This is a genomic window from Acinetobacter sp. CWB-B33 (assembly GCF_039655955.1).
GTDB lineage: Bacteria > Pseudomonadota > Gammaproteobacteria > Pseudomonadales > Moraxellaceae > Acinetobacter > Acinetobacter bouvetii.
Genome location: NZ_JAGFEU010000001.1, coordinates 18,606 through 44,403 on the forward strand (window position 1 = coordinate 18,606; position 25,798 = coordinate 44,403).

At 45.3% G+C, this 25,798-nt stretch carries 28 protein-coding genes and 1 pseudogene; 25 read left to right on the forward strand and 4 right to left on the reverse strand.

The genetic code is table 11. The features are described 5' to 3' along the window. Positions 1 to 50: 50 nt before the first annotated feature. Positions 51 to 599 (reverse strand): NUDIX hydrolase, encoded by a 549-nt coding sequence (locus tag JZ784_RS00090; RefSeq protein ID WP_346313369.1) that lies wholly within the window; start codon positions 597 to 599, stop codon positions 51 to 53. Positions 600 to 724: 125 nt separating this feature from the next. Between JZ784_RS00090 and JZ784_RS00095 the strand changes: the two genes are divergently transcribed. From JZ784_RS00095 to JZ784_RS00140, 10 genes are all read left to right on the forward strand, one after another. Further along, the gene (locus JZ784_RS00095) at positions 725 to 1,318 is read left to right on the forward strand and encodes a CoA pyrophosphatase (protein ID WP_346313370.1); all 594 of its coding nucleotides are present in this window, start codon (positions 725 to 727) and stop codon (positions 1,316 to 1,318) included. Between the two features lie 46 nt (positions 1,319 to 1,364). After that, positions 1,365 to 1,910, forward strand: coding sequence for a gamma carbonic anhydrase family protein (locus JZ784_RS00100; protein WP_346313371.1), 546 nt, complete (start codon positions 1,365 to 1,367; stop codon positions 1,908 to 1,910). 121 nt (positions 1,911 to 2,031) lie between these two features. Next, entirely contained in the window at positions 2,032 to 2,697 is a 666-nt protein-coding gene (gene tsaB, locus JZ784_RS00105; RefSeq protein WP_346313372.1) for a tRNA (adenosine(37)-N6)-threonylcarbamoyltransferase complex dimerization subunit type 1 TsaB, read from the forward strand. Between the two features lie 12 nt (positions 2,698 to 2,709). Beyond that, complete coding sequence (locus JZ784_RS00110; RefSeq protein WP_005011955.1) at positions 2,710 to 3,534, forward strand: undecaprenyl-diphosphate phosphatase; 825 nt, start codon at positions 2,710 to 2,712, stop codon at positions 3,532 to 3,534. A gap of 5 nt (positions 3,535 to 3,539) precedes the next feature. Beyond that, positions 3,540 to 4,346 carry a class I SAM-dependent methyltransferase gene (locus JZ784_RS00115; protein WP_171065518.1) on the forward strand — a complete coding sequence of 269 codons (807 nt, stop codon included), beginning with the start codon at positions 3,540 to 3,542 and terminating at the stop codon, positions 4,344 to 4,346. A gap of 123 nt (positions 4,347 to 4,469) precedes the next feature. Beyond that, positions 4,470 to 5,888 (forward strand): C13 family peptidase, encoded by a 1,419-nt coding sequence (locus JZ784_RS00120; RefSeq protein WP_346313373.1) that lies wholly within the window; start codon positions 4,470 to 4,472, stop codon positions 5,886 to 5,888. A 302-nt stretch (positions 5,889 to 6,190) separates the two neighbouring features. Continuing rightward, entirely contained in the window at positions 6,191 to 7,021 is an 831-nt protein-coding gene (fghA, locus tag JZ784_RS00125; RefSeq protein WP_346313374.1) for an S-formylglutathione hydrolase, read from the forward strand. A gap of 46 nt (positions 7,022 to 7,067) precedes the next feature. Further along, on the forward strand, positions 7,068 to 7,202 hold the full coding sequence (locus tag JZ784_RS00130; protein ID WP_346313375.1) for a hypothetical protein: 135 nt from the start codon (positions 7,068 to 7,070) through the stop codon (positions 7,200 to 7,202). A gap of 259 nt (positions 7,203 to 7,461) precedes the next feature. Beyond that, on the forward strand, positions 7,462 to 8,571 hold the full coding sequence (locus JZ784_RS00135) for a YjgN family protein (protein WP_346313376.1): 1,110 nt from the start codon (positions 7,462 to 7,464) through the stop codon (positions 8,569 to 8,571). A 15-nt stretch (positions 8,572 to 8,586) separates the two neighbouring features. Continuing rightward, positions 8,587 to 9,618, forward strand: a complete 1,032-nt coding sequence (locus tag JZ784_RS00140) for a M48 family metallopeptidase (protein WP_346313377.1) — start codon at positions 8,587 to 8,589, stop codon at positions 9,616 to 9,618. 136 nt (positions 9,619 to 9,754) lie between these two features. Here JZ784_RS00140 and JZ784_RS00145 read toward each other — a convergent pair whose 3' ends face one another. Continuing rightward, positions 9,755 to 10,045 carry a DUF2218 domain-containing protein gene (locus JZ784_RS00145; RefSeq protein ID WP_346313378.1) on the reverse strand — a complete coding sequence of 97 codons (291 nt, stop codon included), beginning with the start codon at positions 10,043 to 10,045 and terminating at the stop codon, positions 9,755 to 9,757. A gap of 285 nt (positions 10,046 to 10,330) precedes the next feature. Between JZ784_RS00145 and rpe the strand changes: the two genes are divergently transcribed. From rpe to JZ784_RS00195, 10 genes and pseudogenes are all read left to right on the forward strand, one after another. Further along, positions 10,331 to 11,017, forward strand: coding sequence for a ribulose-phosphate 3-epimerase (gene rpe / locus JZ784_RS00150; RefSeq protein ID WP_130147570.1), 687 nt, complete (start codon positions 10,331 to 10,333; stop codon positions 11,015 to 11,017). Between the two features lie 460 nt (positions 11,018 to 11,477). Beyond that, positions 11,478 to 12,044 (forward strand): hypothetical protein, encoded by a 567-nt coding sequence (locus JZ784_RS00155; RefSeq protein ID WP_346313379.1) that lies wholly within the window; start codon positions 11,478 to 11,480, stop codon positions 12,042 to 12,044. Positions 12,045 to 12,100: 56 nt separating this feature from the next. Next, positions 12,101 to 13,987 (forward strand): copper resistance system multicopper oxidase, encoded by a 1,887-nt coding sequence (locus JZ784_RS00160; protein ID WP_346313380.1) that lies wholly within the window; start codon positions 12,101 to 12,103, stop codon positions 13,985 to 13,987. Next, complete coding sequence (locus JZ784_RS00165; RefSeq protein WP_346313381.1) at positions 13,974 to 14,273, forward strand: hypothetical protein; 300 nt, start codon at positions 13,974 to 13,976, stop codon at positions 14,271 to 14,273. Before JZ784_RS00160 ends, JZ784_RS00165 begins: the two co-directional genes overlap by 14 nt. After that, the gene (locus JZ784_RS00170; RefSeq protein WP_346313382.1) at positions 14,260 to 15,273 is read left to right on the forward strand and encodes a copper resistance protein B; all 1,014 of its coding nucleotides are present in this window, start codon (positions 14,260 to 14,262) and stop codon (positions 15,271 to 15,273) included. The genes JZ784_RS00165 and JZ784_RS00170 overlap by 14 nt, the downstream gene beginning before the upstream one ends. Positions 15,274 to 15,519: 246 nt before the next feature. Then, positions 15,520 to 15,837, forward strand: a complete 318-nt coding sequence (locus JZ784_RS00175; RefSeq protein ID WP_005011931.1) for a multidrug efflux SMR transporter — start codon at positions 15,520 to 15,522, stop codon at positions 15,835 to 15,837. Between the two features lie 97 nt (positions 15,838 to 15,934). After that, positions 15,935 to 16,252: a quaternary ammonium compound efflux SMR transporter SugE gene (gene sugE / locus JZ784_RS00180; RefSeq protein WP_346313383.1), complete on the forward strand. Its 318-nt coding sequence runs from the start codon at positions 15,935 to 15,937 to the stop codon at positions 16,250 to 16,252. Positions 16,253 to 16,291: 39 nt separating this feature from the next. Continuing rightward, entirely contained in the window at positions 16,292 to 16,771 is a 480-nt protein-coding gene (locus JZ784_RS00185) for a methylated-DNA--[protein]-cysteine S-methyltransferase (protein ID WP_346313384.1), read from the forward strand. A gap of 53 nt (positions 16,772 to 16,824) precedes the next feature. Next, positions 16,825 to 17,484 (forward strand): annotated as a pseudogene (locus JZ784_RS00190) (nuclease-related domain-containing protein). A gap of 104 nt (positions 17,485 to 17,588) precedes the next feature. Beyond that, positions 17,589 to 17,954, forward strand: coding sequence for an SseB family protein (locus JZ784_RS00195; protein WP_346313385.1), 366 nt, complete (start codon positions 17,589 to 17,591; stop codon positions 17,952 to 17,954). A 65-nt stretch (positions 17,955 to 18,019) separates the two neighbouring features. Here the strand turns inward: JZ784_RS00195 and JZ784_RS00200 are convergent, their stop codons facing one another. Further along, complete coding sequence (locus tag JZ784_RS00200) at positions 18,020 to 18,952, reverse strand: tRNA-dihydrouridine synthase (RefSeq protein WP_346313386.1); 933 nt, start codon at positions 18,950 to 18,952, stop codon at positions 18,020 to 18,022. Positions 18,953 to 19,646: 694 nt separating this feature from the next. On the opposite strand from JZ784_RS00200, the gene JZ784_RS00205 reads away from it, so the two are divergent. The 5 genes from JZ784_RS00205 to JZ784_RS00225 all read left to right on the forward strand — a co-directional run bounded on the left by JZ784_RS00205 (position 19,647) and on the right by JZ784_RS00225 (position 25,258). Continuing rightward, complete coding sequence (locus tag JZ784_RS00205; RefSeq protein WP_346313387.1) at positions 19,647 to 19,970, forward strand: hypothetical protein; 324 nt, start codon at positions 19,647 to 19,649, stop codon at positions 19,968 to 19,970. Positions 19,971 to 20,332: 362 nt separating this feature from the next. Continuing rightward, positions 20,333 to 20,869, forward strand: a complete 537-nt coding sequence (locus JZ784_RS00210; RefSeq protein ID WP_005011914.1) for a fimbrial protein — start codon at positions 20,333 to 20,335, stop codon at positions 20,867 to 20,869. Positions 20,870 to 20,891: 22 nt separating this feature from the next. After that, positions 20,892 to 21,590, forward strand: coding sequence for a molecular chaperone (locus JZ784_RS00215; RefSeq protein ID WP_346313388.1), 699 nt, complete (start codon positions 20,892 to 20,894; stop codon positions 21,588 to 21,590). A 27-nt stretch (positions 21,591 to 21,617) separates the two neighbouring features. Further along, positions 21,618 to 24,167, forward strand: coding sequence for a fimbria/pilus outer membrane usher protein (locus JZ784_RS00220; protein ID WP_346313389.1), 2,550 nt, complete (start codon positions 21,618 to 21,620; stop codon positions 24,165 to 24,167). Then, the gene (locus JZ784_RS00225) at positions 24,164 to 25,258 is read left to right on the forward strand and encodes a hypothetical protein (protein WP_346313390.1); all 1,095 of its coding nucleotides are present in this window, start codon (positions 24,164 to 24,166) and stop codon (positions 25,256 to 25,258) included. Before JZ784_RS00220 ends, JZ784_RS00225 begins: the two co-directional genes overlap by 4 nt. Positions 25,259 to 25,372: 114 nt before the next feature. Here the strand turns inward: JZ784_RS00225 and JZ784_RS00230 are convergent, their stop codons facing one another. Next, positions 25,373 to 25,795 carry an NUDIX domain-containing protein gene (locus JZ784_RS00230; RefSeq protein WP_346313391.1) on the reverse strand — a complete coding sequence of 141 codons (423 nt, stop codon included), beginning with the start codon at positions 25,793 to 25,795 and terminating at the stop codon, positions 25,373 to 25,375. Positions 25,796 to 25,798 lie beyond the last annotated feature (3 nt).

Here is a 25,798-nt window from a genome sequence, read left to right on the forward strand (position 1 = left end):
CTGATGGGCTTTTTTATCTTTGCAGGGCTGCTGCCTAACGATGAAAAGCGCTATCCGGTATGATCCAAGCGCGTGCCTAATGTTTCCAGATGGTTTGAGAAATTGCCTGTTTTCCGGTCTTCAAAATAATGCCGGAGTGTGCGCTCCACACTGGGAAACGCTAAATCATTCCATGGAATTTCGTCTTCAGCAAATAAGCGGGATTCGATGGTTTCTTCACCGGCGCCAAATTTTCCTTCAATGAGGTCGGCTTTAAACAGCACATAAATTTGACCAATCCGAGGGATATTGTACATGCAGTAGAGCTGCTGAATTTCGACTTCAGCTTCAGCCTCTTCACGGGTTTCCCGGGCTGCGCCTTGCTCCATGGTTTCAAACAGCTCCATGTATCCGGCGGGCAAAGTCCACAGTCCATAGCGCGGCTCAATTGCGCGGCGGCACAGCAGCACTTTATTTTCCCAAAGGGCAAGCGCGCCGCAAATCACCTTGGGATTGACATAATGAATATAACTGCACTGAGTGCATATACGGCGGACTTGGTGATCGCCAAGAGGGATTTTTTCAGCTGTTGTACCGCCGCAGTTTGTACAGAAGTTCATATTCAAGGTCAATGATTAAACTTGCAGTCAGCATAACTGAAAAATTAAACTTTGGCATCATTTCTCAGGCAGCGGCAATAAAATTGAGCTATGATCAAATGAGCCAATAAGAAAGAGAAGTATGGATGAAGGATCGTTCATTGACACAAAAACTGCAGCAGAGCTTACGGTTTTCGACGCGGGTGCAATACGCGCAAGCCGCTGTGTTGATTGCGGTTACAGATGAAGCCGATCCTAAAATACTGCTGACCCGCCGTTCCGCTTATTTGTCCAATCATGCCGGGGAAGTTTCATTTCCTGGGGGCAAGCGTGACCCGAATGACACCAGCAATATCGTGGTCGCCTTGCGTGAAGCGCAGGAAGAAACGGCGCTTAATCCTTTTGATGTGCAGCTGCTGGGTGATCTGCCCATGCAAAAAGCAAGAAATGGCATGCTGGTTAAGCCCGTTGTGGGGTTGATTCCGCCGCAAGTTGAACTGATTGCGCAGCCGTCCGAAATTGACCGGATCTTCTTTGCTTCTGTCGAAAAATTGATGCAGGCGCCGCCGATTCCTTATGAAGTGCGTTACGCGCATCAATCGCTGTATTTTCCCAGCATGCGGGTAGAAAATGAAATTGTCTGGGGCTTAACTGCGCGGATGCTGATTTCGCTGTTTCAATACGGATTAGGCTATCGAAAAGAATGGCCTTTTTTAGTTAATTCACCGACATTTAAGTGACTTAATTCATGTCTTATTCTCAACAGGATATTTTCAAGGAAGCATGATGCTGTATAAATTTGAAGGGCGCTCGCCGAAAGCGCTGCATCAGCCATGGGATGGCTGGGTAGCGGACAATGCCACAGTGATTGGCCAGGTTGAACTGGGGCGGAAAGTCAGTATTTGGTTTGGCGCTGTCATCCGTGCCGATAATTGCCGCATTCATTTGGGGGATTATAGCAATGTGCAGGAAAATGCAGTGTTGCATACCGATGCCGGCATTGAACTGCATATCGGCAATTATGTGACCATTGGCCATCAAGCGATGCTGCATGGCTGCACCATTGGCGACAACAGCCTCATCGGGATTAACGCAGTGGTATTAAACAATGCGGTAATTGGCAAAAACTGCATTATTGGCGCCAATGCCTTAATTCCAGAAGGCAAAATCATTCCCGATAATTCAGTGGTGATGGGTTCTCCTGGCAAAGTTGTAAAAATGCTTGATGAGGCTGCCGAAGCAAAATTGAAAATGAGCGCTCTGCATTATGCTGCGCATTTCCCTAAATTCATGCATTTGGAACCGGCTCAATTAGATTGGGTTTCAATCTAAAAAAGACTCAGCCTGGATGATTCCAGGCTTTTTTGTATCCAATGATGGAAAATCTCGCGAAGCATCTGCGAGTGGAGTATCATAATCACCGTTTTTTAGTCCGTTTTAATTAAGGTTGTGCATGAAATTGCTGGCACTGGAAACCGCCAATGAGCAGTGTTCCGTCTGTATTGCAGAAGAAAATCAAGAGCTTTATTTCCAACTCGATGCGCGGGCGAAAGCACAAACGCAAACCATTTTGCCATTCATTGAGCAGGGCCTTTCGCAAACAGGCATTCAAATTTCAGATTTAACCGCAATTGCCTTCAGCCGCGGCCCAGGTTCTTTCAGCGGCGTGCGCATTAATGCAGCCGTGACGCAGGCTTTGGCGTGGTCAAATGACTTGCCGGTTATTCCTGTATCCAGCCTGCAGGCCTTGGCGCAAGCTGCATACCGTATCGCCGGTTTGACTGAAGTCACGGCGGTACTGGATGCACGTATGAAAGAAGTCTATATGGCCAGTTATCAGCTGGATCAAAGCGGCATTATGCAGGCGGCAGATGAAGAACAATTATTAAGCTACAGCGAAGCGGAGCAGGCCGTGAAATTTACGCTGATTGGCTCAGGTTCAGTTTTAGTTAAGCCAGAACAAATACAATATAAAGATATCAGTGCAACCGCACAGGATATCGCCACTATTGCGCGCATACATGCACAGCAGCAGAATTGGGTGACTGCTGAACAGGCTTTGCCTGTCTATTTGCGTGATAATGCTTGGAAAAAAATCCCAGAACAGGGCACACCATAATTAGGAATTTGTATGGATCTTATCCTGCTGCTTAAAGCAGCAATCATGGGCATCGTTGAAGGCATAACTGAATTTTTGCCAATTTCAAGTACTGGGCATTTGATCTTAGCTTCTGAATTGATGAACTTTTGGACCAAAGAAAAAAGCGACGTCTTTGTGATTGCGATTCAAATGGGCGCTATCGCTGCCGTCATTTATGAATACTGGTCACGCCTTTGGGGCGCAGCAACCGGCATGTTCACAGGTGAAGTCAAAGGCCGGCATTTAGGCTTTAGCCTGATCATGGCGTCTATTCCTATTGTCCTGGTGGGCTTAACTTTTGGCCAGGCAGTAAAAGACCTGCTGTTTAATGATATTGCGGTTGCGATTGGCCTCATTGTTGGCGGCTTTATTATTATCTGGATTGAAAAGCACCCGCCGAAAGTAAATGCGCAAGAAGTCGAAAATATCAGCTATAAAGAAGCAATGTGGATTGGCCTCATTCAAGTGCTGTCTTTAATTCCGGGCACCTCGCGTTCAGGCGCCACGATTATTGGCGCAATGTTCTTGGGCATATCGCGTAAAGCAGCGACGGAATTTTCATTCTTTTTGGGTATCCCGGTGATTATTGGCGCAGGCCTGCTGGATTTATATCAAAGCTATGATGTGTTTAAAACCACTGAAGACTGGAGCGTTTTGGCAACAGGCATCATTGTTTCATTTGTTTCCGCATTGATCCTCATCCGCGCATTGGTCGCTTATGTCGCAAAACGTGATTTTATGATTTTTGCCTGGTACCGTATTGCATCAGGCCTATTGATTCTATTGTTTGCATTTACAGGCTGGAAATTATGGTAAGCGAAATGCGCTTATACACAGAAGCCGAGTTTGAACCGAAAGCACAGCAGTTCTCTGCTGTGCTTTCTTCTCGTGGGGTTGATGTAAATATTCAGGTTGCAGAAAAACTCAATGCGCGGTTTTTCCGCCAAAATCCGGATATCGCCTTGAGCGTAGATGCGGATGGCCTTTGGCTATGCGCCAATGGCATGAAAATGCAGCCGGACTGGAAAGCGGAGGCCGGACGTTTGAAGCGGGCATCGATTAAATCTGAAATGATTGGCCGCGCCTGCAATTTGGCAGAAAAGCCCAATTTGATTGATGCGACAGCTGGCCTTGGCCATGACAGCCTGCTGATGGCGTATTTAGGCGCCAACGTAACTTTGCTGGAACGCCATCCGATTTTGTTTACGCTGCTTGAAGATTCGCACCGGCAGGCCATGCAGGATCCTTTTTTAAAGCCAGTGGCTGCGCGCATTCATTTGGTCTTTCAAGATTCAGCAGATTATTTGCGTGAACAGGCCGTGCAGCGTAAAACGACGGATGTCGTATATTTAGATCCCATGTTTCCTCAGCGTGATCAGAATCAGCAGGCCATTAAAAAACAGGCGCAAGTGAAAAAGCAGATGCAGCTGCTGCACATGCTGCTGCCGGAAGATGGCGAAATGGATTTGGGTGACAATTTGCTGGGTTTAGCGCAGCAGGTTGCAAAACGTGTTGTGGTAAAACGCCCAAGACTGGCGGTATTTCTGGCGAATCAGGAACCGCAGCATCAATGGCAAGGGGATGCCTGCCGTTTTGATGCCTATTTTCAGCATGATCTGGCAATTTAGTGTGATAATGACTTCAAAAATCACCCTGATTTGCTATATAGTTGAAAAATAGCATTGATAAAAACTGCATCAAGCATACACTTGCTGATGTGATAAGTGAGCCATAACCCCCATAAGATTTATATGATCGACTTCAAACCCTCCATCAATTTTTGGCATGATTTTAAAAGCAACCAAACTGCGGGGATGTGGCTGTTTTTAGGGTCTAGGCGCTCGCTTCAGATTGTCCGCCCATCTATTCTGCAATTGGTGTTTTGGGGGATTTTAGGCGGCTGCGCAAACAGCCTGTTTAGCTGGCTGAGCAGCGGGCGCATTGGCGAATTTAACCCTCAAGGCTTGGTCAGCTACGCGCTTTGGCCTTTTATTGCCTTGATTGTCGGAATCTTTTTGTCACAGCGGGTCAATAACCCGCGCCTGATGCTGGTGCCTGCGCTGTTATGGCTGGTGCTGGATACCCACATCATGCTGTTCCAGGGTTTGATACAGTATTTGGGCGATCTGGATGCGCTGCCGTATATCTTGTATGACTTTATTCCAACCCTGTTCATTATCCTGTTTGTGTGGCAAAGCCTTGCTGTTGTCTGGGTGATTTCCCGAGAGCTGAAATGGCCATGGTGGGAGCGCGCGCTGATTATGCTGGCGACGCTGTTTACTTTGGTGGTATGGCAAATGTCAGTCAAAGACCAGCCGATCTGGAAAGTGGAAGACATGCCGCCAACATTTGAAGAAGATGCGTTCTATGCGCAGAGCAAACTGCTGAACAAATCTCTAGATGGCGTGGAATATGGGGAATTTGCGCAAACCCACTGGTATTTTTTAGGGGTGGCGGGAGCCAGCTATCAAGATGTCTTTAAACTGGAAATCGAGCGGATTAAAGAACAGTTTGATACGCGTTTCGGCACCTTTGGCCACTCTATGGCTTTAGTCAACAATCCGGCAACCCGCACGGAATTGCCGATTGCATCCCGAACCAGCATGGAAATGGCTTTGCGCCGTATTGGCCAGCAGATGAATAAGGAAAGCGATGTCTTATTTTTATATATGACTTCGCATGGCTTGCCGAATGTGTTTGAAATGGAAAATGCCCCTTTGGATTTGGCGCAGGTTGACCCGAAATGGCTGCGTGAAACTTTGGATGCCGCTGGCATCCGCTGGCGGGTGATTGTGATTTCGTCTTGCTATTCCGGCAGTTTTGTTCCGGCTTTGCAGGATGAAAATACGCTGGTGATTACCGCATCGGCGGCTGACCGCCAGTCCTTCGGCTGTTCGAGTGAAGCGGATTACACCTATTTCGGGCGCGCTTTTTTTGATCAGGCGATGCGTGAGCAGCCTTCCATAGAAGCAGCATTTGAACAAACCAAACAAACTGTCGCGCAATGGGAAAGTGCGCAAGGCTTTGAACCGTCTGAACCGCAATGGTCAATTGGCAAAAATATGCAATTGATGCTGCCGCAATTGGAGCAGCGCTTATTTCCGCCTGCTACTGCGCCGCAGAAACTTGTTTCGGCGCCACAGAAGCCTGCTGCCGCAGCGTTGAATTAGGACGTATCCGCCGAGCTGAAACAGCCGGCCTGAGGAAGGTTGGTTTAAAAATGTGCGCGGTGTTTTTGAATCTCCGCAAGCAGTTGCAGCGCCGGAGCTGAAAAAAGGCCGCAGCAGATATTCTTAGATCTTCTAAAATAATGTATTGATTTGATTAAAATTGATTGTTTATTTAATACTTCATATTTTGTGATTGGGCGATTATTTTTCTAAGCCAGGATTTGGTTTTAACAATTCAAGTTTTCATTGGGTTGCTGAACAATTGGGCTAATATGGCACCGCTGATGATTAAGGAGCAGTTTGTGGAAAGAATAGAAAGACATGCCTCATTTGGCGGCTGGCAGGACGTTTATCAGCACCAGTCAGATGTTTTAAAATGCGCTATGAACTTCTCAATTTATCTGCCGCCGCATGCAAAGGATGAGAAATTGCCAGTCATTTATTGGCTTTCCGGGCTGACCTGCAATGAGCAGAATTTCATTACCAAAGCCGGCGCTCAAAAATATGCATCCGAAAATAAAGTGATTATTGTCGCTCCGGATACCAGCCCGCGGGGTGGTAATATCGCGGATGATGCGGCTTACGATTTAGGGCAAGGCGCAGGATTTTATCTCAATGCGACACAAGCGCCATGGTCTGAACATTATCAAATGTATGATTATATCGTTCATGAACTGCGGGCCTTAATAGATGGAAACTTTCCAAGCAAGCGGGTGCAAAGCATTATGGGGCATAGTGCCGGAGGGCATGGCGCTTTAGTCATTGGCCTGAGCAATCCGGACGTTTATCAGAGCATTTCCGCCTTTTCGCCTATTGTTGCGCCGTCGCAAGTGCCTTGGGGGCAGAAGGCATTTAGGGCTTACCTCGGCGATGATCAATTGCTGTGGCGCCGTTATGATGCCGTTGAGCTGATTAAGTCGGGTGCAGCGCGCAAGCCAATTTTAGTGGATCAAGGTTCTGCGGATTCGTTTTTGGAAGAACAGCTAAAGCCTGAATTGCTGAGCGATGCCTGCCGTGAAATGAACTATCCGGTGACGCTGAACATGCGTGAAGGATATGACCACAGCTATTATTTTATTGCCAGTTTTATTGAGGCGCATATTCAGTTCCATAGCGCTGAATTAAACAGGTAAAATCACGGATCAGACCAATTTGAAATGCTGTTTCGGATGCCGCAGTATGATGCATTTATGCTGTGGATTGCGCTTCGATATGGCGGATATTGCTGATCAAAGCCACACTGGCGGGATAGGCGCTTCACAGCGCCGTGCATTTACTCAAAATAGTGCGGATTCAATCTTGGAAACATTATAGTCAGATCAATGGATATGTTTCATATGCAGGCGATTTTAACGGAAGTCCTGCCGGGATGAATGTTTGCCGCTGATCGAAATAGTTTTTCCGCCCGCTGACAGCAAAGTACTCCATATTTATTCATTTTATCTATAGAATCAAAGGATAGCGCAGAATAACGTCATCACCTGCTTGTGTAATTCACCGTATATTGCAGTCATGCTGAACAGCGCGGTGACATTGGATCACTCAATTATTAAAATAATTTTTTAGGCTTTTTATGCAAAATTCAGAAACCTATCCCAATCAAAACCCAGACTTTCCCACTCCTTTTTTTGAGGAAACACCGCAGCAAACGGCGGGGGCTTCCATAGATTTGGGGCTGCAATATTCATTTCGCTTTCAGGGAACCGCCTCGGAATATTTCGGCATTTGGATTGTCAATATTTTACTGACCATCATTACATTAGGCCTATATGCGCCGTGGGCGAAAGTGCGCCGCCTGCGCTATTTCTATGGCAATACATGGTTTATTCAGCGCCGTTTCGATTTTACAGGCCTGCCGTCTAAGATTTTAATCGGACGCATTATTGCCCTCGTTATTTACGGCGCAATTTCCTTGGCTATGAAATATTCAGTCGAGTTGCTCTTGGCAGGCCTGCTGCTGATTTTCTTGGCAGTGCCATGGCTGGTGCGTTCGACGATCCGTTTCCGCGCCCGCAACAGCAAGTTTGGCAATAGCCGGTTCTTTTTTGCAGGAAGCAATAAAAGCGCGTATTGGTGCTTTTTGAAATGCGTTGCGGTGACGGTATTCACCATGGGGCTGTTTTTTCCAGCCGCAGTCTGGCTCTATAAGCGGGAGTGCCTGAATTATTTGTATATTGGGCAGCTGAACTTTAAGTTGAATGCTGATTGGCCTGCCTATATGCGCGCGATGTATATGCCGGTGTTTATTTTTATGGCAGCAATGGCTGTATTGGCCGCGGTGCTGGGCCTGATGTACAGCATGGGCGGAGGCTTAGGAGTTAAATATTATACTGGGCTGTTTTTCATTGCATATCTCATTGGCTACTTATTTGTTTGGCCTTTGATGATGGCGCGTATTTTTATTATCTCATGGAACAGCACATCGATTAACCGCAGCCGCTTCACTGCGGGCTGCAGCCAATGGCGCTATGCATGGATTATTCTCAGCAACTGGCTGGCAAAAATTATTTCTCTCGGATTGCTTACGCCGTGGGCTGCAATTCGCTTATACAAATATCAGACCGAATCATTAAAACTGGTGCTGGCCGATAATCCTGATGATTTGATGAACCAGCTGCAGCAAGACCACAATGCGGTCGCTGAAGAACTCAGTGAGATCTTTGATTTGGATATTTCACTTTAATTGCGGGAGACAGCCATGAACCTTTCTGCCGATGCGGTATTTTACGACGGCATCAGCGCTAAGCCGCAAATCGCGCAAGTGCTTCAACTGGATGAACAGCGTGTTTTAGTGAAATATGGCATTCAGCTGGTGCAGCAGCGGGTCTATATGTATGACGATATGACATTGATTGGCGCATTGGGGACGATTAAGCCGATTGTTGAATTTAAGGATGAATCTCGGCTGGAATTTAAAGATGCTTTGCCTGAGTGGTTTAATTTAACCGCTAAAGACCGCCTGCATACCGTCTGGAAACTGGAAAAAACGCCCAGTTTAATTCTGTTCAGTGTGGCATTTGTGGCTGCTTTGGCCTTTGCTGTCATTAAATGGGGCGTGCCTGCGGCGTCTTATCAGGTGTCAAAGCATTTGCCTGCGCAAACAATGCAGAGCTGGGGCGATCAAGCGGAAAAGTATATTCTGGAGATGACAGCTGACTCGCAGCTGCCTAAGGCCCGCCAGGATGAGCTGCTGCAAAAATATCAGCGTCTGGTTGCCGGAGCGCAGCCTGCAAAGCTGATTTTCCGCGGCGGCGGAAGCATTGGCGCCAATGCGCTGGCAATTCCGAATAACACCATCATACTGACCGATGAGCTGGTGAAGCTGGCCAAAAATGATGATGAGCTTTTAGGAGTGCTGGCGCATGAGCAAGGGCATTTAGCGCAGCGCCACAGCATGCAGCAGGCATTATCCAGCCTTGGGTTCAGTGTCATCGCCTTGATGATTACGGGGGACAGTTCTGATCTGATCACCACATTGCCTGTTGCGCTGATTGGCGCAAGCTATTCGCGGGATTTTGAGTCCGAAGCAGATTTATACGCCATGCGCATGATGGATCAGCATCATCTGAAAACCATACACTATGCCAATTTTTTACAGCGCCTTGCGGATGATGCCGGTGAGAAAGTGACTGAAAAGCGCTCTTGGCAAGATTTTTTAAGTTCGCATCCTGCAACCTACGAGCGGATTGAAGCGGTTAAAAATTATCAGTCACAGCATCCATCTTTATGATGAAACTGCAGTCTGTATAAGGACGCTTGATATTTCAAGCAGCCTTTATCATGGCGATTTTTAAGAATAGTCCTTTTCAGGCAAGCGCACCGCTTCTGCTTGCCTCAAAGCACATTGGGCAGCAGAACGGCAGCATTTATTCTGAACGCTGCCATTCTGCGCTCAGTTCTTCCTGCCCCATGCGGATTAAATGATCCAGTACCACCTGTTCTAGGCGGGGCAAGTCAGCATCTGGCGTTGTAGCGATAATCGCTACGTTCAGATGCGCAGTGTCAGGGCTAAGCTGAATTTCAGCCGTCGGCATAAAAATCTGCAGCAGGGTTTCCGACTCAGAAACGTCGAATTTGTGTTTCCAATGATTAAGCAAGCGTTTGGCAATTCGAGCCGCTTGCCCTGTCGCAATTTGGCTATGTGAAGATTGAGGCATACTGATCCGCAGATAAAGATGAATAGGACTTAGACCCTAAAGCATTTATCTGCAGATGCCTATTCAAAAATTGCAGCGCAGTGTTTAAAAGCAATTTTGCGGCTGATGGATCGTGTTCAGCCTCTTTTTTTGAGCATACATCCTTGATATTAAATCTTATTTTTCATGATGCGGCCAGCATTCTTGCCTTAAGATTTATCATGGCAATGCGCAGCAGCAGGCAAGCGCCGATCAGCCAGTTTTGCTATACTGTAAAAATACTACTTCTCCATAGCCAGGTTCATCATGTCCAAGCCATTTTTAATTGCGCCTTCCATTTTATCTGCTGACTTTGCCCGTTTAGGTGAAGAAGTGGACAATGTTCTGCAGGCAGGCGCAGATGTTGTGCATTTTGATGTGATGGATAATCACTATGTGCCGAATCTGACTTTTGGTGCAGGCGTGTGCAAAGCCTTGAAAAAATACGGTATTCAAGCGCCGATTGATGTGCATTTGATGGTGTCGCCAGTCGACCGCATGATTGGCGATTTTTTGGAAGCGGGTGCGGATATTATTACGTTCCATCCGGAAGCGACAGATCATATTGACCGTTCTTTGCAGCTGATCAAAGCTGGCGGCGCGAAAGCGGGTCTGGTCTTCAACCCTGCAACACCGCTGCATTATTTGGACTATGTTTTGGATAAAGTCGATCAAATCTTGCTGATGAGTGTTAACCCGGGCTTTGGCGGTCAGAAATTTATTCCAATGACGCTGGAGAAATTGCGTCAAGCGCGAAAAATTATTGATGCTTCAGGCCGTGACATCCGCCTGGAAGTGGATGGCGGTGTAGGGCCCGGCAATATCCGTGAAATTGCAGAGGCGGGCGCAGATATGTTTGTTGCCGGTTCAGCAATTTTCGGCAAGCCGGATTATAAAGCTGTGATTGATGAAATGCGTTCTGAATTGGCAAAAGCTGGTGCAGTGGAAGTTTAAGCCGTTATGAATAAATCCGATACAGACTGTGGATAACTTTATGGATAAACGTATGGATATCTATGTCGATAACTATATGGATAACTTGAATAAAGAATAAACAACAGTGTATCAACGGGTTATTAATTAGACTTTATTTGTATAAAAATGGCTCACTTGAGCCATTTTTATTGTTTTAAAGTGTTTGAATTATTGATTGTTTATTCAGCATTGCTTAAAAAAGGCGCTGCTTAAAATATAACTGCATTGTTTAAAATGATTTGCCAAAAAAGAAAAAACCGTTTCGCGGATAAATTTAGGGTGTTGTGCATAAGTGCGCAGTTCTTTATGATGGAAAGGCACATCAGGGGATGTGGAAAACTGCAAAATAATTGGCAGAATTGCTCATCGGGCAACAGCTGATGCAGTGATTGACGGATTCTCATTTTATGCAGAAGGCAGAATAGGCTTGCTGAAACTCATGCGGCGGTATACCAGCTTCGCTTTTCTGATGGCATTGGTCATCGGATGGAGCAGTGTTGCCTTTGCTGTGCAAAAGCCGATTCACTTGCTGATGATGAGCCAAGCCGTTGAAGCCAGCAGCGCTCAGTCCGAAGCGCCGCAGTTGAGGAATGCTCAGGCTGATAATGCGCAGGCCGCTGTTTCTCACATGCAAACAGTACCGGTGCATTCTGCGCCTCATGGCGTGATGGCGAAGCATGATTCAGCTGCCCCGCATGCCGTGGCGCAACAGGCTTCTTCCGGCTCAGCCGCGTCCAATATGCAAATGCAGGATTGCCATCAAGGCAAGACGCCGCTTCAGGCTTCAGAGCATTGCCAGACCAATCCCGCTCCTATGGGCAGTAACATGCAATGTGCTGACTGCGCCTTGTGGCACTGCCAAATTGCCTCGCTTTCTTTAGAAATGCATGCCGTTCAGTTTTCTTTGCCTGAATTGAAGCTGGCGTCTGAACAGCCCAATATTACCTACACTGCACAGTATTTGCCTGGCCATTGGCAGGAACTGCTGCGCCCTCCTAAGGCTTAATCCGTTTTTTAGAACACTTTTATCTCAAAGTCCCTTTAAAAAATCAGGATTAAGTTATGTCCAGTACATTCAGTCAAAGCCTGCTTGCAGGTGTTTGCTTCATATCGTCTACAGCGCTGTATGCTGCTGTGAAAGAATACTCGCTCATTATTGACGAGGGCACAGTTCAGGTCACAGGCAAAGCGCTCACTCGGATTACCGTAAACGGTCAATTTCCTGCTCCGCTTTTAGAGTTTGAAGAAGGCGATGATGCAGTGATCCGGGTCAAGAATCATCTGAAAAATAAAGACTCTTCCATCCATTGGCATGGCCTGCTGCTGCCAGGCATCATGGATGGCGTGCCGGGCTTTAACGGTTTCAACGGCATTGGGCCAAATAAAGAATTTGTTTATAAATTCAAGGTGCGTCAAAGCGGTACTTATTGGTATCACGCGCATTCTAAAGGGCAGGAGCAGGATGGCCTGTACGGCGCTTTGGTGATTTATCCGAAAGGGAAACAGCCTTTGGCGCCGCATGAAAAAACTGAGCGTGATTATGTGGTGATGCTGTCGGATTTTCATGAGCAAGGCAGCGATCAGATTCAGAAAAATCTGAAAATTTCTGCAGAGTACTATCAAAATCAGCGTGAAACCTTGGGCGATGTGTGGAAACAAGTCCAGCGGGATGGGCTGAAAGCCACATGGGCTGACCGCAAAATGTGGAATCAGATGCGCATGCTGAAAACGGATCTGTCTGATGTCACCGGCTATACCTTCCTGATCAATGGCAAAACGCCTGAACAGAATTGGACAGGCATGTTTAAGCCGAACGAAAAAGTCCGCCTGCGTTTTATTAATGCCTCGGCTATGTCTTTTTTTGATGTGCGCATTCCCGGCCTGAAAATGACGGTGGTCAGCGCGGACGGTCAGCCGGTTAAGCCTGTGCCTGTGGATGAGTTCCGCATCGGCACCGCAGAAACCTATGATGTGATCGTTGCACCGGAAACCGGGCACTATCAGATAGAGGCGGAATCCATTGACCGTTCAGGCTTTGCTGTGGGCACGCTGCACAATGAATTGAATCCAATGACTCACGGCATTCACATGCCTGCACCGCGTCCGCGCTCCCTGCTGACGATGGAAGATATGGGGCATGGAGATATGCAAGGCATGGATCATTCGAAGATGACTCCTGATGCAATGCAAGGCATGGATCATTCGAAGATGAATCATGATGCAATGCCAGATATGGATCATACGAAAATGAATCACGATGCAATGCAGGACATGAATCATTCAAAGATGAATCATGACGCGATGCAAGGCATGGATCATTCAAAGATGAATCATGAAGCAATGTCAGGCATGGATCATTCACAGCATATGCCGCAGAAAAATGATCAGCCTGCATATGGCTGGGCCAATGCCTCTACGCCAGAAGGTGATAAAGCACTGCAATACAGTGATTTAAAATCTTTACATCCTCAAGCGGATACCCGCGCAGCGGCCAGTGAACTGGTCATCCGTCTGGGCGGCACGATGGAGCGCTATATCTGGACCATCAACGGCAAGAAATTCAGTGATGCTGAACCGCTGAAAGTGAAGTATGGCGAGCGTATCCGAATCAAATTTATCAATGACAGCATGATGGCGCATCCCATGCATCTGCACGGCATGTTTATGCAGCTGGAAAATGGCCAGCCTGCGGCGGATATGCCCAATAAGCATACAGTGATTGTGCCGCCGGGCAAAACCGTGACGGCTTTACTGACTGCAGATGAATTGGGGGAGTGGGCAATTCATTGCCACCTGCTATATCACATGAGTGCAGGTATGATGAACAAGCTGATTGTTGCCAATGTTACTGATGGAAAAGTTTCGACAGCGCCCATTCAAAGTGCAGCAAAAATGACGGAAGCCACACCGGCAGCTGAGCAAAAGGGGGCTGAACATGCACATCACTGATTTTGTATTGAAAGCGGTTTTCTCTGCTGCAGTCTTGGGTTTGAGTACGTTTAGCCTGGCGCATGACGGCCATCATTCACCTGTCAAAAAAGGAACAGAGACTTCGGCAATGAGCCAGCAGATGGATCATTCACAGCATTCTGCGCAAGCGCACGAACAGCATATGCAGATGATGGCGCATATGAATCATCAGCAGTCACAGCCTGCAAAAGATCAGCAGCAAGATGCCACAGAAAAACAGCAGGAAAAAAATGCTCAGAAAGGAGATCAGCATGCACATCATTAATCTTTTTTCTAAAAGTGTTTTAAGCAGTTCTTTGCTGATGATCAGTGCGGTGAGTTTTGCGCATAATGGTGAAGATCATGGTGCAAAAGCGACCACTACAGCTATGCCGATGGATCATTCTCAACTGAATCACCAGCAGATGAACCATACAGAAATGAACCATACAGAAATGAATCATGCTGATATGAAGCATGACGAAATGGATCATTCACAGCACATTGCCCCTGCAGTACAACGTGTTCCTGAAGCGCAGCCTGTGCAAGACCATATAACTCATTCGGCACCTGCATCGGCATCGGTTGAAACAGCGCATCAAGGGCATGATCACCGCAAAGAGCATGGCGCACAGATTTATGCAGTGACCACGGTCGATAATAAATGGCTGGTGAATGAAGATGGCGCCGGCGCTTTAAAGTCCGAGCTTGAAACCCGCATCGGGACAGATGAAAACAAAGTTTTCATTAAAGTGCATGCGGAAAAACAAGAGTCACATGACGCGCATTATGATGCCAAAATTTTGTATAGCCGCATGATTTCAGATTTTTGGGATGCGCAAATCGGCGCACGTTATCGAAGTGAAAAAGTCGAACTTGATCATCGGCATAAAGACACTGAAGAAAATGTTGATGCGGTAATTGGCCTGCATGGCATGGCGCCGTATTTCTTTGAAACCGATGCTTATCTCTATGCCGGTGAGGACAGTTATGCCGGTTTTAGCCTTGAGACGGAACGAGATTTATTGATCACACAAAAGCTGATTGTGCAGCCGTATTTAGACCTGAATGTAATCTTCAGTGATGACTCTAAATATGCCAAAAAAGCAGGATTGAGCAATGTCACCGCTGGTTTGGAAACCCGTTATGAGATCAGTAAAAAAGTCATGCCGTATCTCGACATTGCCTATGAATATTCGAAGGGCAATGATGAAACATCGTGGCAGGTTCAGTCAGATTCTGAAAAGGGCTGGCTGTATGGCGCAGGTGTGCGCTTTAAGTTTTAAGAAATAAGTATTTATCATTATTGTAACCATAGGACTTTAAGAGGAAATTTTAAAGTCCTATTTTTTATAGGTTTATTTTTGGTCATAAGTTGTAAAAATTGCCCCAAAAAAAATCATAATTCGCTATGATTGCACCATTATAAGGAGGAACGACCTCCCTCATTTTTGAGTTTTAATCTAAAGCCTCATCTCTTGAGAAAATCCGTCAGGACGGCCTGACTCTAATTTAAATTTGGAGCAGATATCATGGCTTGGATTCTTCTTATCTTTGCGGGCATTTTTGAAATCGTTTGGGCATACAGCATGAAAATGTCCGAAGGTTTCACCAAGCTCACCCCAAGTATTATCACCTTATTTTTTATGATTTTAAGCTTTGGCCTGCTGGCATATGCCATGCGTACTTTGCCGCTGGGAACGGCGTATACCATTTGGACGGGGATCGGTGCAGTCGGTTCATTTCTGGTCGGTATTTTTATTTTGGGTGAACCTGCGACTGCGGTGCGCATGCTGGCAGCGGTATTGATTATTTCAGGCCTTGTACTGATGAAGCTTTCATCAAGTTAATACTGAGGTTTCTAAAGAGTCATATTCAACCATATGGCTCTTTTTTAGGTTTATGATTTTTCATTTAAGTGGCTGAAAATTAGATTAGGTTTAGGATATGGCTTGGGTTTTATTGCTTGTTGCAGGATTTTTGGAAGTGGTTTGGGCATACTTTATGAAAGTGTCTGATGGGTTTTCTAAATTCGTTCCAAGTGTGCTGACCATTGTTTTTATGATCGCAAGTTTTGCTTTACTGTCTTATGCCATGAAAACTTTGCCGCTGGGTACAGCGTATACTGTTTGGACAGGCATTGGCGCGGTCGGCTCATTTGCCGTAGGCATTTTCTTTTTAGGCGAGCCTGCTTCGGCAATGCGCATGCTGGCGGCAGTCCTGATTATTTCGGGGCTGGTACTGATGAAACTTTCATCGAGTTGAGTTATATTTCAAACGCCTTGAACGATATGAATCACGAGCATGCAATTGTCTTTTATGGAAATGGCTTCACCTGTTGGTTTACTGAAATTGGTCGCGCATGACACAGCACTTGTTGCGGTGCTTTGGGAAAATGAAGACCCCAAACGTGTTCGTTTGGCAGAGCTGGTTGAAGATAAAAAGCATCCAATTTTGCTGGAAACGCAAAAGCAGTTAAATGAATATTTTTTAGGTCAACGTCAAGTTTTTAATTTGCCTTTGGATTTTGAAGGGACTGAATTTCAGCAAAAAGTTTGGCAGGCGCTGCTGACCATTCCTTTTGGTGAAACCCGCAGCTATAAGCAAATTGCTGAACAGCTCGGCAATGTTAAAGCGGTGCGCGCAGTCGGCGCAGCCAACGGTAAAAATCCAATTTCGATTATTGCGCCGTGCCACCGTGTAGTGGGGGCGAATGGAAAATTGGTGGGCTTTGCCGGCGGACTGGAAAATAAGGATATTCTATTGAAATTAGAAGCTTTATGAACTCAGTCAGTTTATATTATTTTTTATTAAAACTATAATATGAACTGGATTGAATGAATATAGCGCAAATTTTTTCCCCGCTGTTTTCGCAGCTATGGTGGCTGATTTTACTGTTTGCTGCTGCTGGCCTCTTCAAAATATTTACGCCTTTTCTGAAAGGAAAAATAGGGGAGTTTGCCGTCAGCACACAGGCCAAACGGTATTTGAATAAAGAAAAGTACCGTTTATTGAACGATTGACCTTGCCTGATGAGCAGAATCAAACCACGCAGATTGACCATATTTTATTAAGCCCTTACGGCATTTTTGTTATTGAAACCAAAAATTACAAGGGCTGGATCTTTGGCGGCGCGCGTCAAAAAATGTGGACGCAGAAAATTTATAAAAAATCGTTTAAGTTTCAAAATCCATTGCATCAAAACTATAAGCATCAAAAAGTTTTGCACACCCTTTTGAGCGATCTTGTTGAGCCGGCATGGATGCATTCGATTGTCGTGTTTATGCCAGACTGTGAATTTAAGAGCTCTATCCTGAGAATGTATTCCGCGGCGCCGCATGGACAGATTATGTTAAAGGTTTCCGTGAAGAGCTGATTCCGCGGCGATGACGCTGAAACGGATTCAATTGCGGATTGAAAAAGCAGTGCTGGAAAAGTCCTGGAAGACCAATCGGACCCATGTGGAAAACCTAAGGCAGAAAAATGAAATGGTTTAAAATATGCATACATAGTGAATAGTTAAGCCTGCTGACAGCAGTTGTACTTTTGAACACTTTTGCTATGATGCTCTGCAAAATAAAAGCAACTCAATAAGAACAACATGATGAGCAATTTGCATTTAGACGCGCTTTTTCAGCAGGCTGCCGGAAATCCTGAAAACACGCCTGCATTTTTGAAGCAATTGCTGCTTTCAGACATTTACTGTCTAGGCCTAGCGCAGGCCAATGGCCGCATTCAATTCCGCATGCTGCAAACAGAACATGGCGAGCAGGCCATCCCATTCTTTTTATCATCTGAAACGATTCGTGCCGATTTAGGTGCAGGTGAACCTTTTCTGAGCATGCCTGCCAGAAAATTATTGGAAATGACGCAAGGTGCAATTTTGGTCTTAAACCCGACGTCATCCTATTCAAAAGAATTTTCGGCGGACGAAATTGAATTTTTGCTGCAGGCTGACTTTGCTTAGAGCATTTGATCTGGACATTCAGCTATAGATGAAAAAGCCCTTTTGAGAAAGGGCTTTTCAGATATTTATTGATGGCTTTGCAGTTTTTGCACAATCTCATCTAAAGGCTTCACTTTCTTCACTTCATCCCACAGCGCCTTCGCTTCAGGATAATGCTTAGACATCATGCCCAGCCATTGCTTATAGCGTCCCACCATATTCATTTCTTTTTTATATGTGCCGTTTAAAAAGCGGATCTGCAGCTGAATCAGCTCATTCCATGTAATCAGCGCATCATCACTATTTTGGCGGATGCATTGGGTAATGTCCGGTGTGGTCACAGCTCCGCGGCCAATCATTAAATCTTCACAGCCTGATTCAAGCCGGCACTGCTTGGCATCGGCATTGTTCCAAATTTCGCCATTGGCAATCACATTAATTTTCAATGCTTCGCGGATGGGGCGCAGCTGATCCCAAAAGGCGGGTGGAGTATAGCCGTCCGCTTTGGTGCGGGCATGCACAGTAACCCATGCTGCGCCAGCGTCTTCAATGGCATGGGCATTTTCCATCGTGAAATTGCGGTCCATATAGCCTAGGCGCATTTTGGCTGATACCGGAATATGGCTCGGCACGGCATCGCGCACAGCTTTGACCAGTTCATAGACCACTTCGGGTTCATCCAGCAGCACCGAACCGCCGCGGTGGCGGTTCACCGTTTTTGCAGGACAGCCAAAATTCATATCAATAGCAGGCGCGCCTAAAGCAACCGCGCGTAAGGCATTGGCAGCCAGCATTTCAGGATCATTGCCTAAAAACTGTACATGCACAGGCGTGCCTGCTGCCGTTTTCCCCTCATTGAGCAGCTCAGGGCAATAGGAGTGATAGACATGGTCGGGCAGGACAGAATTAGTGACCCGAATAAACTCAGTGACACACCAGTCAAAGCTCCCGACGGATGTCAGCACATCGCGCATAATTGGATCGGTTAAGCCTTCCATGGGTGCTAATACAAGTTTCACTGCCATTGCCTGTACGAAGAAAAACGGAGTTATACGTTGTTTTCCTGTACTTGTCTAGTTTAGCGCAAATTGCTTTTATTCTATGGTTTAAGCGCTTTAATATCGCAGGCAGATACTGTCAATATATGAGCAGCCTGTCGCATTCAGACATTATAGAACAGGCAGATAATATGAAACAGCATATAATCGGGACGGAGAGCTGCGGCATATTATAATGCGCAGCAAAGGTTATTTTTCAAAATGAGACCATTAAAATAAAATTATTAAAAAGAATATTCAGGCAGGAATTATTATTTTAATTGGCTTGGCCATAGGGCGGACTGCTGAAGCCGTTAAAAATTATCATATAAAAGCGATTCTGCAGGGAATTTTTCGGCAAATAGGCTTTTAGCCTTGATAGCCAATACAGGGGTTAAATTTGGCTATCCTGCTAATTTTGTTTAATTATACTTCATGATTAATTTAAGTTTTTTACAATAAATGGCATATGCATAGAGGCTGTTGTCTTAAAGGGCGGTTGTCACTGAAAAATAAAATATGGGTGTCCCTGCACACAGGATGATCAATTGAAAATTAAAATCGCGCAGTATGTGATTAAGTTATCAATCCCTGATTTTTTTGATAATTAAGAAGAATAACGGATTGAGCAGCTGTGCTATAAAAATTATAAAAGAAAATAAACAGGGGCGATGTCATGTTAAAAAATATCGCAATAATTTTGATATCTGTGTGTGCAGCTTCAGTTGTTTTTGCTCAAGAAGCGATTAATCTGAATTTCAATGGGGAAATTTATGAAAACACATGTGATTTAAATTATTCTGACAATGAAAAAAAATGTGAAGTTTTAGAAAATCAATTTGCAAACCTTGTTGAGCGCATAAAGGCAGAAGATCCTTCGGCTGTAGAAATGCAATCCTACCTGCAGCAGCAGGCCGAAATACGGTCCACTTTTTTTGCGGTAAATGTAAAGCAACTTCCTGAAAAAAAAGCCTTAAATCTTGAAATAAACTATAAATAGCGTCATTTTTCATAACTCATCTGCTTTCAATAGCTTAAGTGTTTCTTTTTTTTAAGTAAAATTTCGAAATATATTTTAAGCAATAGAATATGTTTTTTTTTGTTAATAATGTTGCTCATTAATAAATATAATAAAAACAATATATTGAATATTTAATTAAGCGATTTTGAGCTGTTTCTTTGATATTTCCCTGTCTTGTTTACAAAAAATATATAAAAAGAGTTTTCAAATGTTTTTTTTCTGCTATGATCCAAAAAATGTAAGATATGTCACATTTTGTATTTCCTTTGTGTTTGTGGTCATATTTTAGTAAGCCCCGCAATAAGCGGAAAAAAATTATTGATTATCTTTAGGTTAAGTAAATGAAAACACAAATTTCTTTGGCATTCGCAGCAGTTTCAGCATTGGCTTTCACAACTTCAGCATTTGCTGCGGGTCAAATTAACTTTACTGGTGAAATTGTGAATGCCGCATGTGATATTAAAATCAACAACAGCAGCAGCAATGAAGTTGTTTTAGGCAAATGGCCAACGTCTATGTTTAAAGCAGCTGGCGATAAATCAACTCCAGCAAATTTTACAATTGACGCAGCCAACTGTGTTGCCGGCAACTATCAAGTTAACTTTGCAGGCACTGCAGATGCAACGAACGCTAAGCTGCTGAAAGCATCAGCTGCAACAGGTGTCGGCATTGCAATTGCAAACGCAAACAGTACATCAAATTTAGTGAATTTAAATACAGTAGTCGGTGCTGATTCTAACGCTGCTTTAACTGCGTCTGGCACTGGCGCAACTGCTGCAGGAACTTTGCCATTGCAGGCGTTCTATCAAGCGACTGGCAGTGCTGTGACTGCAGGTAAAGCAGACGCAACTGTAAGCATTACATTGCAGCAAAAATAATTTAGCACCCTGAGGAACTGTCATGCGCCTGAATCCATCGTTATTCGCCATTGTTTTATCCGGCCTTGCGTTTGCATCGCCAAGCAATGCTGCGATTCAGGCCATGGCTAGCCGCGTGATTTATCACAGTGACAGCAAAGCTGCCACGCTAAATCTGAAAAATAACGCGTCTAAACCTTATATTGTGCAAACTTGGCTTGAAGCTGGTGAAGATAAAACAGCTTCAGCTAAGGTGCCTTTTATTGTGACGCCGCCATTAATCAAAATTGAACCGCAAAAAGAGTCTGTTTTACGATTCATTTATTCGGGTTCAGGCTTGCCGACAGACCGGGAAAGCCAAGTTTGGATCAATGTGCAGGAAATACCGCCAAAGCCGGAAGAAGAAAACACTTTACAGCTGGCAGTGCGTTCAAAACTCAAATTATTCTACCGTCCGCAGCAAATTGAAGCGGATTTGCCGGCAGCCGTGAAAAAACTTCAGTGGTCTGTTGAACATGGCACATTGAAGCTGAAAAATAATAGCCCGTTATTTATCACGATCGGTGACTTGGCTTTAGGCAAAAATGGCCAGCCGATCACCCATATGAATCAGGATATGGCGCCGCCATTCCAAAGCATTGATGTGCTGCGCAACGTGCCGGAAAATGTAAAAAGCTTTAAATTTACCTATATCAATGACTATGGCAGCAATGTTGAGATGCCCGAAGTTATTTTGAAATAATGATTTGACCTGCAGTTGGATTTGAACTTGCATTATTTAAAACTGTCTTTGCTTAGTCTGAGCCTTGCTGCATTAAATACACAGGCAGAAGATTCAGCGTTCAATACAGCATTTCTTAAAGATGTTACCGACCAAGTGGTTTTTGATGCTGTCACCAAAGGCTACAGCATTTTGCCGGGTGATTATGATTTCAGCATTTATCTGAATAATCAGCGCATAGAAAAAAGAAAAGTAAAATTCTATCAAAAAGATCAGGATGTTGTTCCTTGTGTTGATGCCAGTTTTATTGAAGACTATCAAATACTTTTAGACACTCAAACGGATGCGCAGCCATCTACGGCCTGTTATGACCTGACGGCATTATCCGGCGCAAAACTGAATTTTGATGCGGGCCTGCAAACCTTGAATTTATCCATTCCACAGGTTTTTTTACAGCAGAATGCGCGCGGCTATATTTCACCGAAGCTGTATGATCAGGGCATCAATGCGCTGATCTTAAATTACAGTGCCAATACCAATACCTATAAAAGCCAGTCAGGCCCGGATACCAGCAACAGCAGCCTATTACTGAACGGCGGCTTTAACTGGGGCGCGTGGCGTTACCGCAATCAGAGCAGCTTTTTAAAGAGCACGGGGCAGTCTGCCTCTTGGGACAATGCCATCAATAAGCTTGAACGCGACATTATTCCATTAAAGGCGCGCCTGGAATTGGGCGATGCCAATACCCGCGGCGATGTTTTTGAAAGCATTAATTTCCGCGGCCTGCAATTCAGCAGTGATGAGGCGCAATTGCCAATCGGCTTGCAAAGCTATGCGCCAGTGATCCGCGGCACCGCGCGCAGCAATGCGCTGGTCGAAATCCGTCAAAATAATTACTTGGTGTACAGCATGAATGTTGCGCCGGGCAATTTTGAAATCGCCGATTTATCTGGCGTGAACGACAGCGGCGATTTGGAAATCAAAATTATTGAAAGTGACGGTTCCGTCCGCACTTATACGCAGCCGTATGCATCTATACCGAATATGGTGCGCGCTGGACAGCATAAATATCAGATCACTGCTGGGCAATACCGCAGCGGTTCAGGCGCGGAGCTGCCGTATTTTGGCCAGCTGACCTATACGCTGGGTTTAAACAATTTTCTGACGCCGTATGCAGGCGTGCTGGCTGCAGAGGATTATCACTCCGTTGCAGGCGGCACAGCGTGGTCATTGGGAAATTGGGGCGCTGTTTCTGCCGACCTGAGCTATGCCCGCAATACCTTATTCAGCGGCCGCCAAGAAGACGGCTTAGCTGTGCGTGTGAACTATGCAAAATCCATCAATACACTGGGAACTGATATTCACCTGACCGGGTCTCATTACAGTGAGCAATATTTCAGCTTTGCAGACGCCGTACAAGAAAAAGCGCAGTGGCAGAACGGCGCGTATGAGTATCAGTACCAAAACTCATCGGCAGTAAATGACCCCGCAAATTCTGCTGATATTCAAACACATTCCTATTATTCGCCTGTGTTTTTCAATAGAAAAACTCAGTATCAAATTTCACTGAATCAGCGTCTTGGCAAATGGGGCCAGCTGTATGCCAATGTGTCCGATACTCAGTTTTGGCAAAAGGAATACAATCAGCACAATTGGCAGATTGGCTATAATAACAATATTCATCGTTTGACCTATGGCCTGTATTATCAAAACAGCAAAAGCCTCTTCAGCGGTTCCGACTATTCGGTTGGGCTGAATTTGAGCCTGCCGCTTGATACGCCGAAATCCTTTAAGCAGCATGATGTTATTGCCAATAACAGCGCGCTCTATTCTGAAAGCTCGGGCGCAACCCTGCAAAGCGCGCTGTCTGCAAGCTTTTTGAAGGATAAAAACCTGCAAACGCAGTTGCTGGCGGGGCATTCTGAAAAAAGCGGCGATCATTTTAATGTGAATGCAGCATATCGGGGAGTCAAAGGCAATGCCAATGTCGGATATGCTTATGCTGATCAATACCGGCAGCTGTATGCTGGGGTGAGCGGCGGCCTGCTTGTGCATTCCCATGGGGCAGTCTTCGGGCAGCAAATGTATAATTCGCCGATTTTGATTGAAGCCAAAGGCGCCAGCAATATCCGTATTGAAAATCAAACCGGTTTAAAATTGGATAAGCATGGCTATGCTATTATCAGCAGCAGCAATCCTTATGCAAAAAACCGTGTGGCGCTGCAGGCGGAAGATTTAGGGCAAAATATCTTTATTGATGAATTGGTGAAGAATGATATTGTTCCTACTAAATATGCGATTGTGAAAGTAAAATTTGATGTGAAGACAGGCCACAGCTTGCTGGTCAATTTGAATTATAAAGGCCGTGAATTAGCGGCCGGCACGGAAATCAGCGATGTGCAAGGCCTTAACCGTTATGGCCTTGTGGGACTGAACGGCCAGGCTTACCTGACCAATGTTGAGTCAGGGCAGGTTTTGACCGCAAAATGGGGCAGTGCTGAAAACCAGCAGTGTCATTTTACTTTACCGCAGCTCAGCAGCCGTGATATTGGTTACGATGAACTGGCATTAGCATGTGAAGCTGGAGAATCTAAATGAAGAGCAAATGGCTTCCGCTGTTTTTGAATGCATTTTTAATCGCCATCAGTTTAACCGCTGCGCAAAGCGCATCGGCTATGCGCTGCCTGTCCGGCGGCAAGGCGACCAGCAATTTTAATATTGATACGGCAAAAAATACCACCAATACTACAAATGTCGGCACCATTACGGTCACCAGTTTTAATAGTGCAACCAATGCATTATTGTGGGAGTCGCAAACTTATTCATCGACGTTTACCTGTTATGATGATGCAACGACCAACTCCAGTGAAGATGCTTATTTATATGTCGATGACGCTGCGAAAAAATTAGCGACCGATTTTGGCAACTCTAATTTAATTATGGGCATCCGTTTTAATGGCCAAGAATACCCCATTACAAAAACCACCGATAAAATCGCGACCGGCAAGCGCGCGCTCAGCTATCAATCAGATAACTACTGGTCTACCTCAAGAGCTTCTCAAAATTGTAATTTGATTGGTAAAAATAATTGGTCAAGTTCAAAGCGTTGTGCAGATCCTCAAACCATTACCTTAACCTATTCTTTATATATTAAGGCGCGCGGTTCAGGCAGCAATTTTCCTGCAACGGTGAAAAACTATGATGTTTTCCAGCTGGACGGTATTGGCGGGCGCAACGGCAACGGCAATTTTCAGGAAAAAGTCAGCGGGGTTCAAATCAATTATGTGGAATGTGTCCCTGTGCTGAGCACGCAGAGTGTGGATTTGGGCAAATACTATGCTTATCAGGATTTAAATACCGTTCTAAGGAAAACACCATTTACCATTAATGTCACCACCAATGGCAAAGACTGCGCAAAATATCCTTTTGTTGGCGTGTTCAGTTCGGCATATAAAGTGGATGATCAAACGGTCACTGCCATAGAAACAGGCATGAAAGATGTGGTGGGAATCCGCCTGTTTGAATCAGGAAACAGCGCGCCTTTGAGCTTAAATGACACGGTTGATTTTGGCTACAGTACAGGAACGCAGCTGAGTAAAAACTTTGAAGCGGGCGTACTGTTTCTGAAAAAGCCGGTAAATGCCGGAAAATTCACTTCCGTCATTAATTATGAAGTCTATTTTAAATAGCGGCTGAACCGCTGTAGCCGCGGTATTTGTCAGGCTGAGGCGGTTATGCTGTGGTGTTTGCAATATGGGAAATAAGCAGGAGCTTGTGCCTAAATTCATTTGGCCTGTTTGAGGCTAAGGTATGGATTGACTGCGCAAAATATAGCGGATTGCATCCAGGTATTTAGGATGCATTTGGCTGGCATCCATGTCCAGCAGATACGGCGCAGCCATCCAGAAAAAGCTGAAGACATGGCCATAATCATCTAAGGTTTGATATTGCCATTGTTCCGCTAAGTTCAGATCCTGAATATCAACCGCAATAAAATGCCATGACATAGACGCAATCGGTTTCTGGCCGATATAGGTGCAATGATCAGCCGTTCTTATAATGCCGGACTCTTCAAAAAGCTCCCGAATGGCCGCATCAACAACCGGCTCATTCTCTTCCAGCGTGCCTTTGACCAGCTGAATGCCAGACAGCGGATGCTGAAAAACCAGCAGCTCGGTTTGAAGTTCTGTATTTTTTCGCAGGATAAACGGGCAGACTTTTTCCATAGA